Origin of the sequence: Rhizobium sp. Root708 (assembly GCF_001429725.1) — a bacterium.
In the GTDB taxonomy this organism is placed as follows: Bacteria; Pseudomonadota; Alphaproteobacteria; order Rhizobiales; family Rhizobiaceae; genus Rhizobium.
Map to the genome: position 1 here is coordinate 329,359 of NZ_LMHV01000034.1, position 13,670 is coordinate 343,028.

Annotated in this window: 13 protein-coding genes; 1 reads left to right on the forward strand and 12 read right to left on the reverse strand. The window is 59.5% G+C overall.

The genetic code is table 11. The features are described 5' to 3' along the window. Positions 1-64 precede the first annotated feature (64 nt). Positions 65-529, forward strand: coding sequence for a DUF5680 domain-containing protein (locus ASE04_RS18625; RefSeq protein WP_056820169.1), 465 nt, complete (start codon positions 65-67; stop codon positions 527-529). Here the strand turns inward: ASE04_RS18625 and ASE04_RS18630 are convergent, their stop codons facing one another. The 12 genes from ASE04_RS18630 to ASE04_RS18685 all read right to left on the reverse strand — a co-directional run bounded on the left by ASE04_RS18630 (position 530) and on the right by ASE04_RS18685 (position 13,628). After that, positions 530-1,213, reverse strand: coding sequence for an ABC transporter ATP-binding protein (locus tag ASE04_RS18630; protein WP_056820466.1), 684 nt, complete (start codon positions 1,211-1,213; stop codon positions 530-532). It lies immediately after the preceding gene. Between the two features lie 15 nt (positions 1,214-1,228). Continuing rightward, positions 1,229-2,536, reverse strand: coding sequence for a lipoprotein-releasing ABC transporter permease subunit (locus ASE04_RS18635; RefSeq protein WP_056820172.1), 1,308 nt, complete (start codon positions 2,534-2,536; stop codon positions 1,229-1,231). 15 nt (positions 2,537-2,551) lie between these two features. After that, the gene (gene proS / locus ASE04_RS18640) at positions 2,552-3,874 is read right to left on the reverse strand and encodes a proline--tRNA ligase (protein WP_056820175.1); all 1,323 of its coding nucleotides are present in this window, start codon (positions 3,872-3,874) and stop codon (positions 2,552-2,554) included. Positions 3,875-4,435: 561 nt separating this feature from the next. Then, positions 4,436-4,717, reverse strand: a complete 282-nt coding sequence (locus ASE04_RS18645; protein ID WP_056820177.1) for a DUF1467 family protein — start codon at positions 4,715-4,717, stop codon at positions 4,436-4,438. A 119-nt stretch (positions 4,718-4,836) separates the two neighbouring features. Further along, positions 4,837-5,241 carry a methylmalonyl-CoA epimerase gene (gene mce, locus ASE04_RS18650; RefSeq protein ID WP_056820180.1) on the reverse strand — a complete coding sequence of 135 codons (405 nt, stop codon included), beginning with the start codon at positions 5,239-5,241 and terminating at the stop codon, positions 4,837-4,839. A 5-nt stretch (positions 5,242-5,246) separates the two neighbouring features. After that, positions 5,247-6,917, reverse strand: coding sequence for a ribonuclease J (locus ASE04_RS18655; RefSeq protein ID WP_056820183.1), 1,671 nt, complete (start codon positions 6,915-6,917; stop codon positions 5,247-5,249). A gap of 17 nt (positions 6,918-6,934) precedes the next feature. Next, positions 6,935-7,699, reverse strand: coding sequence for a biotin--[acetyl-CoA-carboxylase] ligase (locus tag ASE04_RS18660; protein ID WP_056820186.1), 765 nt, complete (start codon positions 7,697-7,699; stop codon positions 6,935-6,937). Continuing rightward, positions 7,699-9,144 carry an NADH-quinone oxidoreductase subunit NuoN gene (gene nuoN, locus ASE04_RS18665; RefSeq protein ID WP_056820188.1) on the reverse strand — a complete coding sequence of 482 codons (1,446 nt, stop codon included), beginning with the start codon at positions 9,142-9,144 and terminating at the stop codon, positions 7,699-7,701. The genes ASE04_RS18660 and nuoN overlap by 1 nt, the downstream gene beginning before the upstream one ends. A gap of 18 nt (positions 9,145-9,162) precedes the next feature. Continuing rightward, entirely contained in the window at positions 9,163-10,674 is a 1,512-nt protein-coding gene (locus ASE04_RS18670; RefSeq protein WP_056820191.1) for an NADH-quinone oxidoreductase subunit M, read from the reverse strand. After that, positions 10,674-12,668, reverse strand: a complete 1,995-nt coding sequence (gene nuoL / locus ASE04_RS18675) for an NADH-quinone oxidoreductase subunit L (protein ID WP_056820194.1) — start codon at positions 12,666-12,668, stop codon at positions 10,674-10,676. Before nuoL ends, ASE04_RS18670 begins: the two co-directional genes overlap by 1 nt. 7 nt (positions 12,669-12,675) lie before the next feature. Next, a complete protein-coding gene (gene nuoK / locus ASE04_RS18680; protein WP_018900202.1) occupies positions 12,676-12,984 on the reverse strand; it encodes an NADH-quinone oxidoreductase subunit NuoK in 309 nt (102 codons plus the stop codon). A 29-nt stretch (positions 12,985-13,013) separates the two neighbouring features. Further along, a complete protein-coding gene (locus ASE04_RS18685) occupies positions 13,014-13,628 on the reverse strand; it encodes an NADH-quinone oxidoreductase subunit J (RefSeq protein WP_056820197.1) in 615 nt (204 codons plus the stop codon). Positions 13,629-13,670: the final 42 nt, after the last annotated feature.

The following is a 13,670-nucleotide window of genomic DNA, read 5'->3' on the forward strand; positions in this document are numbered from 1 at the left end:
TTCCTTTTTTGTTCTTTACAAATACCCGCTTTGCTGAGAGCTTCCGGAAGGGAGGCACCTCGCCATGAACACAGCCGAATTGAACAGCTTTATCGTGGAAGCCAAGGCCGGCAGCTATGTCGGAGGCGGAATGACGTCGCCGGCTTGCCGGCAGGGGTCACACGATATCGGCTACCGGCGGGGCCGCTGGCGTTATCTCGACAGCTATTTCGGCGATACGCACTTCGCCGGGCAAGAAGTGGTCTGGCTTGACGGTGCGCCGGTCTGGGCGATGAACTACTTCGGGCGCATCGTCGAACGCTCGCTGATCGACGGCGAGCGAGCCGGCACCATCATCAAAGCGGCGCTGTCGAAAATGTATGCCGAGTACGGCTACTTCCTCGGCGGCATGGAATTCGATCACCCACTCGGCTTCTATGCCGATGAGAACACCGGCGACTGCCGCCACTTCAGCGGACGCGAGGTGATTGTCGTGAGCGAGCGCCGAGTCTACGAACTCGATTACCGCGGCGGGCTCATTCACCCCTGATCAGAAATCGACGATCTTTCCGTCAGCGATCGTGACCCGGCGGTCCATGCGCCCGGCGAGTTCGTGATTGTGGGTTGCGATCAGCGCAGCCAGGCCTGATTGACGCACCAGTGCTTCCAGCGCATCGAAAACGTAGCTTGCGGTTTCAGGATCGAGATTGCCAGTCGGCTCGTCCGCCAATAGCAGGCTCGGCGCATTGGCCACGGCGCGTGCGATCGCGACGCGCTGCTGCTCCCCACCGGAAAGCTCTCCGGGGCGATGCGCCCCTCGGTGGCCAATGCGCATGTAGTCGAGCAACTGACTCGCCCGCTCCTTCGCTTCCTTGTTCGAAAGTCCGGAAATCATCTGCGGCATCATGATGTTCTCCAGAGCGGAGAACTCGGGCAGCAAATGATGGAACTGGTAGACGAAGCCGATTTCGCTACGGCGAATCGCTGTGCGCTTGTCGTCCGGCAGGTTGTCGCAGATGTGGCCGTTGATGGCCACTTCGCCCGAGTCCGGGTGCTCCAGCAGCCCCGCGACATGCAGAAGCGTCGACTTACCCGTGCCGGATGGCGCGACGAGGGCAACGATCTCACCACTGTTCAGCGTGAAATCTGCTCCGCGCAGGATCGACAGAAGTGTTTCACCCTGCCCGTAATGGCGCTCGACGCCGGAAAGCTTCAGAACGGTATTCCGCTTCATTGAGTTGAGCATTCCTTATTCGTAGCGCAGAGCCTGGACGGGATCGAGCCTGGAGGCTCGCCATGCGGGAAAGATCGTCGCGATGAAGGAGAGCGTCAGCGCCATGACCACGACCGAGATGGTCTCCCCGAGTTCCATCTTTGCCGGCAGTTGGCTGAGGAAGTAGAGCTGTGGGTCGAACAGAACGGTGCCGGAGACCCAGGAGAAGAACTCGCGGATCTTCTCGATGTTGATGCAGACGATCACCCCGAGCAGGACGCCCGCGAGCGTTCCAACGATGCCGATCGCGGCACCGGTCATGAAGAAGATGCGCATGATCGCGCCTGAGGTTGCGCCCATGGTGCGCAAGATCGCGATATCGCTGCCCTTGTCCTTCACCAGCATGATCAGGCCGGAGATAATGTTGAGCGCGGCGACGAGCACGATCAAAGTCAGGATCATGAACATCACGTTGCGCTCGACCTGCAGCGCCGAGAAGAATGTCTGGTTACGCTGGCGCCAGTCGGTTATCGCGATCTGGCGGCCGGCGGCTGCCTCCACCTTCGGACGCAAGTTGTCGATATCGTCGGGATTGTCGGCGAACAGCTCGATCGATTGAACCAGGCCATCCGCATTGAAATATATCTGGGATTCCTCGAGCGGCATGTAGATGATCGAGGCATCGTATTCCGACATGCCGATCTCGAATATACCTGACACCTTGTAGGACTTGACCCGCGGGTTGACACCCATCGGCGTGACGTCACCTTCCGGTGAGATCAGCGTAATGTTGTCGCCCGCCTGCAGTCCGAGCTGGTCGGCCATGCGCGAGCCGATCAACACGCCCTGCCCGGCTGCAAAGCCGACGAGATCGCCGGACTTGATATTGCTTGAGATCGTCTTGACCTTGTCCAGATCCTCGGCGCGGATGCCGCGCACGAGTGCACCCGTGCCAGCACCACCCTGACCGGAAGCCAGCGTCTGCCCTTCCACAAGCGGCAGCGCGAGCTTGATGCCGGGGACCGCGCCAAGGCGATCCGTCAAAGCGGCATAATCGGTAAAGGGACCATCGACCGGCTGCACGATCATGTGGCCGTTGATGCCGAGAATCCGTGAAATGAGCTCCGTCCGGAAACCGTTCATGACCGCCATGACGATGATGAGCGTCGCAACGCCAAGCATGATGCCGATGAACGAAAAGCCGGCGATCACGGAAATAAACGCCTCCTTGCGGCGGGCGCGCAAATAGCGCCACGCCACAAGTCTTTCAAAGGCGGAAAATGGCCGGCTGGCCGGCGCCGGGCCGGATGTGGAACCCCGCTGGCTCACCGTTGCATCTGCCATTTCGCCTCCGCTTTCTTAGCCTGCGAGCTTCTTGATCGCCGCGTCGATGGTCATCGTTTCGCGAGCGCCCGTCTTGCGGTCCTTCACTTCGACTTCGCCGCTCGCGACCGCACGCGGGCCGGCAATGATCTGGAGCGGAACGCCGATCAGGTCGGCGGTCGCAAACTTCGTTCCGGCGCGGTCGTCGGTATCGTCGTAAAGGACATCCTTGCCGGCGTTCGACAGCGCTGCGTAGATCTTCTCGCAGGCAGCATCACACGCCGCATCACCGGCCTTCATGTTGATTACGACCACATCGAACGGCGCAACGGACGCCGGCCAGATGATTCCGTTCTCGTCATGCGATGCTTCGATGATGGCGGGAACAAGGCGGGTGGGGCCGATACCGTAAGAACCCATATGAACATTGTGTTCCTTGCCGTCAGGTCCCTGCACCTTCGCGCCCATCGGCTCGGAGTATTTCGTGCCGAAGTAGAAGATGTGGCCGACTTCGATGCCTCGGGCCGAAAGGCGATCGCCTTCAGGAATGGCGTCGAATGCGGCCTCGTCGTGCATCTCCGAGGTCGCGGCGTACACCGACGTCCACTTGTCGAAGATCGCCTGCATGCCGGCGACGTCGTCGAAATCGATATCGGCCGCCGGAATGTCGAAGTTCACGAAATCACGGTGCGAGAACACTTCCGACTCGCCGGTGTCGGCGAGAATGATGAACTCGTGGCTGTGATTGCCGCCGATCGGGCCGGTATCGGCACGCATAGGAATGGCGCGGAGACCGAGACGGTCGAAGGTGCGCAGGTAGGCCGCGAACATCTTGTTATAGGAGTGAACGGCGTCTTCCTTGTTCAGATCGAAGGAATACGCGTCCTTCATCAGGAATTCGCGCGAGCGCATGGTGCCGAAGCGCGGACGGATCTCGTCGCGGAACTTCAGCTGAATATGATAGAGGTTAAGCGGCAGGCTCTTGTAAGACTTCACGTAGGACCGGAAGATGTCCGTGACCATTTCCTCGTTGGTCGGGCCGTACAGCATGGGACGGTCCTGCCGGTCCTTGATGCGCAGCATTTCCTTGCCGTAGGCGTCGTAACGACCGCTTTCCTGCCAGAGCTCCGCCGACTGCAGCGTCGGCATCGATAGTTCGATCGCGCCTGCGCGGTTCTGCTCTTCGCGGACGATATTGTTGACCTTGTCGAGGACGCGCTTGCCGAGCGGCAGCCAAGAATACATGCCCTGCGACTGCTGGCGGATCATGCCAGCGCGCAGCATCAACCGGTGGGAAACGATTTCCGCTTCCTTGGGGTTTTCCTTGAGGATGGGCATGAAATAGCGGGACAGACGCATGGCGAACTTCCGGAACAGTTGAGATGCCGCAGAATACGGAATCGAAGGCGATCGTTAATATTGGCAGCGTTCATAGACGCTTCGCGGGAGGAAAGAAACCCGCGACAGATATAAGCGACCTTCCGTACCAGCAAGTTCAGTCAACAAAATCGCGTCGTTGTAGAAAAGTATGTGATTATAATGGTTTGAAGGAAATCCTTATCAACAGAAAAAAATTGCTACACTGTAGCAAAAATGCAAAAAAACCTGATGACAAAGCCCAATCTTTGAGCTAGTTTTAGCCCACAAAACAGGCAGAGAGTTAATCTCCGTCAATTTCGCGGTCAAGTCTTGGGAGGATCAGATCTTAGGCGCGCTCGTCGCAGCCCCGGCAACGGTTACGGATCACGCGATACTTAAAACAAGGCTTTTAGCCTTGTTTTTTTTTGATTTTTCGGCAGTCCCAGTATCCATCTAACGTAACGAAAGGCTGGCTTTCCTTTACGGAAGGCACATGCCTGACTTTGATGACATGGATATGACAGCGCTTGGAAACAAGTGCCCAAGCTTTGAGCAAGCGCCCTACACGTTCGAGAAGGACGGGCCGATCTGGGGCAGGGCATCGAAGCCCCAGCCGAAGTAATTCGACGAGATATACCAGGCCGCGTAGATGACCGCCGAGACGATCGTGGTCAGCGAGAAGACGAACAGCGGACGAAACTTGGTGGGCGCACTATGGACCGTACCTAGGACGATATCGTTGTCTTCCGCCTGCGTGCGCAGACCGATCGGCAGGACGCCGAAAAGCGTAATCCACCAGACGATGAAGTAAACGGCGAAGCCCTGAAGAAATATCTGCAGCATTCGTTATCCCATGTACCGTACCATACGGTTTCGTTGCGCGCTTATAAGCCTTCGCAGCCGTCAAATCCAAGAGGGCTCGTTCGTTTCACCCGGCTTGGGTCACTCTGCCGCAGCCTGCCCTAGACCTGCTCGAGCTCGATCAGCGTTCCGAAGAAGTCTTTCGGATGCAGGAACAGCACCGGCTTGCCGTGAGCGCCAATCTTCGGATCACCTTTGCCGAGCACCCGGGCACCCGATGCGACAAGCTGGTCCCTTGCGGCAAGGAGGTCCATCACCTCGTAGCAGATGTGATGCATCCCACCAGCCGGGCTCTTCTCAAGGAACGCCGCGATGGGAGACCCCTCACCCAATGGCTCCAGAAGTTCGACCTTGGTGTTCGGGAGCTCGACGAAAACCACGGTTACGCCGTGCTCCGGCAAAGCCTGTGCCGCAGATACGACGGCGCCCAACGTATCGCGATACGCAGCAGTAGCGGCGGCTAGGTCCGGCACGGCGATCGCGATGTGATTGACGCGCCCAAGCATCTCGGTCAGATCTTGTTGACGAAAACGGTGACAACAGGCTTCTTGCCCCAGATCTGGTTGGCAGCGGCACGTACCGCGCGCCGGACCGACTCCTGAAGCAGATCGAGATCCTTGCGGCGCGCACGCGGAATACTCTCCAGAGCGCCCACCGCGGCGTCATAGAGTGAATCTTCGATCTCGTCGCCTTCGTCGTCATAAACAGGCAGACCGATAGCGACAAGATCCGGCTCGCCGACGATATCGAAGCGGTTGTCGATGATGACGTTTACAGCGACGTGACCGACATAGGAGAGCTTCTTGCGCTCGCCGATGCCCATCTCGTCGAAGTCGCCGATCAGCGCGCCGTCCTTGTAGATGCGGCCGTGGGGTGCCTCGTCGATGACCTCGACAGCTCCCGGCGCCAGACGAAGAACGTCGCCGTTGCGCACGCGCGGCACGATGCCGATGCCGGACTGCTCGGCAAGCTCCTTGTGTGCCGTCAGGTGCGCCGCCTCGCCGTGCACAGGCACAACGATCTTCGGCCGTGTCAATTCGTACATCTTCTGCAGCTCGTTGCGCCTCGGATGTCCGGAGACGTGAACCAATGCCTCGCTATCCGTGATGATGTGGACGCCCTGCTCGATGAGGCCGTTCTTGATGTCCCCGATCGCCTTTTCATTGCCCGGGATAGCACGGGAGGAGAACACCACGACGTCGCCGGCGGCGAGCGCAACGTTGCGCATCTCATCACGCGATAGCTTGGCGAGCGCCGCACGGGGCTCTCCCTGGCTTCCGGTCAGGATAACCACGACCTTGTCACGCGGGATATAGCCGTACTCGTCTTCCGAGATGAACGGCTTGACGCCTTCCAGGAGGCCGATATCACGCGATACATCAACGACCCGCTTCAGCGAGCTTCCGAGCAGAAGCACCTCGCGGCCAGCCGCCTCGGCAGCCTCGGCAACGGTGCGGATACGGCCGACATTCGACGAGAACGTCGTGACCGCCACGCGGCCTTCGGCGTTCTCGATGATCTTGCGCAGACTTTCGGAAACATCCTTTTCGGACGGCGAAACGCCATCGCGAAGAGCGTTCGTGGAATCGCACATCAGAGCCAGTACGCCCTCGTCGCCAAGCTGGCGGAAACGGGCTTCGTCGGTCAGTGGCCCGAGCGACGGCTCGTGGTCGATCTTCCAATCGCCCGTATGGATCACATTGCCCAACGGCGTACGGATCATCAGCGACATCGGCTCCGGGATGGAATGGTTGACGGCCACGCCTTCAACGCTGAAGGGGCCAACATTGACCACTGTTCCCGCCGTGAACGGCGTGATCGGGATTTCGCCGACCGCCGACTTCTCGAAGTTGCGCTTTGCCTCAAGCAGGCCGGCGGTAAAGGCCGAGGCGTAGACGGGAACATTGAGACCGGGCCACAGATCCGCGAGCGCACCGTAATGGTCCTCATGCGCGTGCGTGATGAAGATCGCCTTCAGGTTCTTGCGCTCGCTGGCGAGATAGCGAATGTCCGGCAGCACGAGGTCGACACCCGGCAGATCCGGCCCCGGGAAGGTGACGCCGCAGTCGACCATGATCCACTGGCGATGATCCGGCGGGCCGTAGCCGTAGAGGGCGAGATTCATCCCGATCTCGCCTACGCCGCCCAACGGCAGAAATACCAGTTCGTCCTGCTTCGCCATATTAATCTTTTTTCCAATCAACCAAAGAAGACATCGCCTGCGGCGATGGTCATCATCCTGCCTGCCCCAGTATCGAGCTTCAACAGGCCATTATCATCAATTCCATCGAAGTGCCCGGAAATCGACCGATCCGGCAGGTTCACGGTTATCTTTTCGCCAATGCCGCAGGCAACTTTGCGCCAGCGCTCGGTGATTTCGCGCACGCCGCGGCCACGGTCCCATGCTTCCAATACTTCGGCCATCGATGCGAAAAGATGGGCGAAGACGTCTTCCGGAGAAGCGGAGCTGCCCTGCTCGCGCAGGCAAGTGACCGGATACAGCGGATTTTCAGGCATGAAGGCGACGTTGATGCCGATGCCGATGACAAGCGCATGCCGTCCATCGGGAAGCGCTTCACCCTCGACGAGAATGCCGCACGTCTTCTTGCGTCCGATCAGGATATCGTTGGGCCACTTCACTTCCAGCGGCTCGGCGGTATGCGGCAGAACCTGACGCACCGCCTGATGCACGGCGACGGCAATTGCCAGCGGCAATGAACCAAGGCGCTCCATCGGCGCCGGATCGATAAGAAGAAGCGAGGCGTAGAGATTGCCCCGTTCAGAAACCCAGGGGCGGCCACGGCGGCCACGGCCGCCGGTCTGCTCTTCCGCTGTCACCCAGAGTAAGCCGCGGTCCCCTGCCCGGGCCCGGGCAAGGCATTCGCTATTGGTGGACGATGTTTCCGACAGAGCCTCGTGCCTGAAATCGTCAAGCGATATCCGGCGCCGTGGGTCTAGGCTCATCAGAACAGGGTCGCCGCAGCAAGCTCGGCTGCGCCACCGATCGGACCGCCGATGAAGACATAGGCGAGAACCAGCAGGCCAGAAACACCGAAGACGAGGCGCATAGAACCCGACACGCGGGCAAACTCGCCGGTCGCTTCATCGAACCACATCAGCTTGATGACGCGCAGATAGTAGAAGGCGCCAACGACCGAGGAAAGGATACCGATGATGGCAAGCGCATAGAGCTTGGCTTCGATGGCGGCGACGAAGACGAAGTACTTCGCGAAGAAGCCTGCGAGCGGCGGGATGCCGGCCAGCGAGAACATCAGGATCGTGAAGATGGTCGCCATGAACGGGTTCGTGGTCGAGAGGCCTGCCAGATCGCTGACATTCTCGACGACGGTGCCGTCCTTGCGGCGCATCGACATGATGATCGCGAAGCCGCCGAGCGTCATGGTCATGTAGATGACCATGTAGAGCATGACGCCCGAGACACCGGTCTGATTGCCGGCCGCAAGACCGACGAGCGCATAACCCATGTGACCAATGGACGAATAGGCCATCAGTCGCTTGATGTTCTTCTGGCCGATAGCCGCGAAGGAGCCGAGCAGCATCGATGCGATCGAGATGAACACCACGACCTGCTGCCAGTCGGCCATGACAGGCTGGAAGGCGCTGATGACGATACGCGTCATCATGGCCATGGCGGCAACCTTCGGAGCACTTGCCAGGAATGCCGTTACCGGCGTCGGCGCACCTTCGTAAACGTCGGGCGTCCACATGTGGAACGGAACGGCCGAAATCTTGAAGGCAATGCCGGCGAGGATGAAGACGAGACCGAAGACCAGGCCAAGCGAACGAGCGCCATCGACCATAAGCGCCTGGGCGATATCGCCGAAGTGCGTGTGACCGGTGAAGCCATAGACCAGCGACATGCCGTAGAGAAGCATGCCCGAGGACAGCGCGCCGAGCACAAAGTACTTCAGGCCGGCTTCCGTCGACTTGACGCTATCGCGGTTGATCGCGGCAATGACGTAGATCGCGAGCGACTGCAGCTCGAGGCCGAGATAGAGCGAGATCAGGTCGTTGGCGGAGATCATCAGCAGGATGCCGAGCGTGCAGAGCACGATCAGGACCGGGAACTCGAACTTGTCGAGCTGGTTCTCCTTGGCGAGACCGAGCGACATGAACAGCGCCACGATCGAGCCGACGAGCGCCGTGACCTTCATGAAGCGGCCGAAGCCGTCCGACAGGAAGACGCCGCCGTAAGCGAGGCCCTCGCTCGGCACGAAGACGAGCCAGAGAGCGGCCGCCGCCAGGACGAGAATGGCGAGAACGCTCACCATGCGGGCGGAGCGTTCGCCGACGAAAACGCCGATCATCAGCAGCACCAGGGAACCGACCGCGAGGATCAGTTCCGGGATGGAAAGATGCAGGCTTGCGAGTAGTGTTTCAGAGGTCATATCACAAAAGTCCCGTCATCATTTCATAGACAGCGCAACATCATGCGCTGCCTGCACCGCGGCCGAATAGCTATTCACCAGCTGGTCGACGGACGCTGCGGTCACATCGAATACCGGAGCCGGATAGACGCCGAAGAAGATTGTCAGAGCGATCAGCGGATAGAGGATCAGCTGCTCACGCGGCGACAGGTCGAGGAGAGCCTTGAGCTTTTCCTTTTCCAGCGCGCCGAAGATAACCCGGCGATAGAGCCAGAGCGCATAGGCTGCCGACAGGATGACACCGGTGGCGGCAAAGAGCGCAACCCAGCTGTTGACGCGGAAGACACCAATCAGCGTCAGGAATTCGCCGATGAAGCCCGAGGTGCCGGGAAGGCCGACGTTCGCCATGGTGAAGATCATCATCGCAACGGCATACTTCGGCATGTTGTTGACCAGACCGCCATAGGCCGCGATCTCGCGGGTATGGGTGCGGTCGTAGACCACGCCGACGCAGAGGAAGAGCGCGCCGGAGACGATACCGTGCGACAGCATCTGGAAGATCGAGCCCTGCAGACCCTGCGCGTTGGCCGCGAAGATACCCATGGTCACGTAACCCATGTGGGCGACGGACGAGTAGGCGATCAGTTTCTTGATATCGTCCTGCATCAGCGCCACCAGCGAGGTGTAGATGATGGCGATGACCGACAGCGCGAAGACCAGCGGCGCGAAGAAGTCGGACGCGACCGGGAACATGCCGAGCGAGAAGCGGATGAGGCCGTAGCCGCCAAGCTTCAAAAGCACGCCCGCCAGGATGACGGAACCAGCCGTCGGCGCCTGAACGTGGGCGTCGGGGAGCCAGGTGTGAACCGGCCACATCGGCATCTTCACCGCGAACGAGGCGAAGAAGGCAAGCCATAGCCAAGTCTGCATCTGCGGCGGGAACTTGTAGGCGAGCAGCGCCGAGATATCGGTCGTGCCGGCCTGCCAGTACATGGCCATGATGGCAAGCAGCATCAGTACGGAGCCGAGCAGCGTGTAGAGGAAGAACTTGTAGCTGGCGTAAACGCGATCCTTGCCACCCCAAACGCCGATGATCAGGAACATCGGGATAAGGCCGGCCTCGAAGAACACGTAGAAGAGAACGATATCGAGCGACACGAAGACGCCGACCATCATCACTTCCAGCACCAGGAAGGCAATCATGTATTCCTTCAGGCGCTTCTCGACGGCGAACCAGCTGGCCAGCACGCAGAAGGGCATGAGGAAGGTCGACAGGATGACGAACAGCATCGAAATGCCGTCGACGCCCATGTGGTAGCTGATGCCGGTGCCGAGCCAGCCGTGCTTCTCGATCATCTGGAAGCCCGGGTTCGCGTTATCGAAACCGATCCAGATGAGCAGCGAGACGATGAACGTCACGACAGTCGTCAACAGGGTGATGTTGAGGACGTTGCGGCGGCCGTTCGGGCCGTTCTCATTCATAAGCAGCAGGAGCACCACGCCGACGAACGGCAAGAAGGTGACCGTGGAAAGAATAGGCCAATCGGTCATCAGAGGGCACTCCCGAGCATCATCCAGGTAACGAGCGCTGCAACGCCGATCAGCATGGCGAACGCGTAGTGATAAAGGTAACCGCTCTGCAGGCGCACGACGCGGTTGGTGACATCGACAACGCGAGCGGCAATGCCGTTCGGGCCGTAGGTGTCGATGACGCCGACGTCACCCTTCTTCCACAGGAACCGGCCAAGGGCCTTTGCCGAACGGACGAAGAGGAAGTCGTAGAGCTCGTCGAAGTACCACTTGTTCAAGAGGAACTGGTAGAGCACCCGATGCTGGCGTGCGAGCACAGCCGGCGTCGATGGCGACTTGATGTACATGTACCAGGCGGTCACGAAACCGACGACCATGGCGATGAAGGGGCTAAGAGCAACCATCGCCGGAACGTGGTGGAACTCGTGGACCAGCTCGTTGTGCTCCGAGGTGAAGAGCGCGCCCTTCCAGAACTCGGCATATTCCTCGCCGTAGAAGTGTCCTTCGAAGAACCAGCCCGCGAAGACCGCGCCGATCGCCAGCAGATAAAGCGGGATCAGCATGACCTGCGGCGATTCGTGCACGTGGTGCATGACCTCGTGCGAAGCGCGCGGCTTGTTGAAGAAGGTGAGGAACATCAGGCGCCAGGAATAGAAGCTCGTGAACAGAGCAGCGATAACCAGCATGGCGAAGGCGAAGCCTGCGACCGGCGAATGCGATGCGTAGGTCGCCTCGATGATCACGTCCTTCGAGAAGAAGCCGGCAAAGCCGAACGGCGTGAACGGAATGCCGACGCCGGTGATGGCAAGCGTGCCGATCAGCATCATCAGGAACGTCACCTTGATGTGCGGACGCAGGCCACCCATGTGACGCATGTCCTGCTCGCCATCGACGGCATGAATGACCGAGCCGGCGCAAAGGAAGAGCAGTGCCTTGAAGAAAGCGTGCGTAAACAGGTGGAAAATCGCCGCGCCATAGGCGCCGACACCGAGGGCGACGAACATGTAGCCGAGCTGCGAACAGGTCGAATAAGCGATGACGCGCTTGATGTCGTTCTGAACGAGACCAACGGTTGCCGCGAAGAAGGCGGTGATAGCACCGATGACGGTAACGACGGTCAGCGCATCAGGCGACAGTTCGAACAGCGGCGACATGCGGGCGACGAGGAAGACACCGGCGGTGACCATGGTCGCGGCATGGATGAGCGCCGAAACAGGCGTCGGGCCTTCCATGGCGTCAGGCAGCCATGTGTGCAGCAGGAACTGCGCGGACTTACCCATCGCGCCCATGAAGAGCAGCAGGCAGGCGCCGGTCAGCGCGTGTGCCTTGTCGAGATGCATGCCGAAGAGGTTCAGGACCACTTCGCCGCCCTCGCCGCCTTCATGCGCGAAGCTCGCGGCATTGGCGAAGATGGTGTCGAAGTTGATGGCGCCGAAGAGAACGAAAACGCTCGCGATGCCGAGGATGAAGCCGAAGTCGCCAACACGGTTGACGATAAAGGCCTTCATGGCGGCGGCATTCGCCGACGGCTTCTTGAACCAGAAGCCGATGAGCAGATAGGACGCCAGACCCACGCCTTCCCAGCCGAAGAACATCTGGGCGAGGTTATCCGACGTGATCAGCATCAACATCGCGAAGGTGAAGAGCGACAGATAGGCGAAGAAGCGCGGGCGATGCGGATCATGATGCATGTATCCGATCGAGTAGACGTGAACGAGCGTCGAGACCGAGTTGACGACGATCAGCATGACCGAGGTCAGCGTGTCGATGCGCAGCGCCCAGGAGACGTCAATGCCGCCGGACTGGATCCAGCGCAGGACTTCGACCTTGATTGGCCCGCCTTCGACATGGCCCATGCCAACGGTGATGAAGACGTACCAGGACAATACCGCGGCAACGATCATAAGCCCGGTCGTAACGAATTCCGATGCCTTGGCGCCGATCGCACGGCCGAAAAGGCCGGCGATGATCGCGCCAATCAGGGGAAGAAAGACGATAGCCTTATATAAAAACATAGCCTTATCAGCCCTTCATCATATTGACGTCTTCGACCGCGATCGAGCCGCGGTTGCGGTAGAAGACGACGAGAATTGCGAGACCGATGGCTGCTTCAGCAGCAGCGACGGTCAGAATGAACAATGCAAAGACCTGGCCGACGATGTCGTTGAGGAACGACGAGAAGGCGACCATGTTGATGTTGACGGCGAGCAGAATGAGCTCGATCGACATCAGGATGACGATGATATTCTTCCGGTTGAGGAAGATGCCGAAGACGCCGAGCGTGAAGAGGATGGCGCTGACCGTCAGGTAATGGGAAAGTCCGATGACCATTGTGTTGTTTCCTTAAGCTCGCGCCTGCCTCAGAGACCCTGCCCCGGCTTCACCGTGACCACCTCGACGGCGGTCTTCGGATTGCGGGCAACCTGGTTGGCAATGTTCTGCCGCTTGACCGTCGTGCGATGCTTGAGCGTCAGGACGATCGCCCCGATCATCGCGACCAGAAGCACAAGGCCGGCAACTTCGAAGAAGTAGACATAATTCGTATAGAGGACATCGCCGAGTGCCGCAGTGTTGGTGCGCTCGGTCAGAGCCGGGATCGGCATCGCCACGGACTTCGCGATCTCAGGCGAAATCACGCTGCCGCCGACCACAACGATCAGCTCTGCTGCGAGGATCACCCCGATCAGCGCGCCGATCGGCGCATATTCGAGAACGCCGGCTCGCAGCTCCGTGAAGTCGATGTCGAGCATCATGACCACGAAGAGGAAGAGAACGGCCACAGCCCCGACATAAACGACCAGCAGGATCATCGCGAGGAATTCAGCGCCAAGCAGCAGGAACAGGCCCGCGGCATTGAAGAAAACCAGGATCAGGAAGAGAACCGAATGAACCGGATTCTTCGACCAGATAACCATGAACGCCGACGCTATCGCGATAAAGGCGAAAAGATAGAAAAATAGAGCCTGCAGACCCATGTTGGTGCCTTTTTCATCTTCCCCCGGGCAGCCGGGAGTTTC